1 protein-coding gene is annotated in these 505 nt (G+C 50.3%); it reads left to right on the forward strand.

The features are described from left to right. A partial coding sequence (locus ACFILO_RS09850; RefSeq protein ID WP_375678257.1) for a hypothetical protein occupies nucleotides 1-256 on the forward strand: 256 nt, incomplete at its 5' end. Nucleotides 257-505 lie beyond the last annotated feature (249 nt).

Below are 505 nucleotides of genomic sequence, written 5' to 3' on the forward strand. Positions count from 1 at the left end.
TCAAGAACGATTTGAGAGATTGGAGAAGCTCAAATTCGGGCAATCACGCATACCAGATTTGGTTACATTGCGGACTGCCGAATGGGGAGATGTGGTCGCAGATGAGATCGAGGGACTACTTGCTGTAGGGAATTGGCAGCGATTATTATACATTCGAGACCCGGCCATCAGAACTCTGACCTTGGAGGTCCTCGCTTCTTTTGAGTTTGACAGGTCCTACAGGGATTTATCCAGCGTCGACACGATTCAGTTCTGAGCATTCGGACGGGGCCACCATAAGAGTATGACGCAGTTTTCGATCCACATGGGATTATACGATGAGGGATACACTGAGACAGAGGAGTACGAGAGCTTACCGGCAGACTATCCGGGTAGTTTGACCCCTTAGAGAGATCACCGAGCAGTTTGCGGACTTGGGCAGTATGAGCCAGGGGTCTCTAAGGCCACATGCCTTTCCCGACCATCTTACAGATACATTGACGCCATTCGGAGTCGGTAGTGAATG

The sequence above is a fragment of the Bartonella sp. AP72JLCBS genome, assembly GCF_042195705.1.
Lineage (GTDB): Bacteria > Pseudomonadota > Alphaproteobacteria > Rhizobiales > Rhizobiaceae > Bartonella.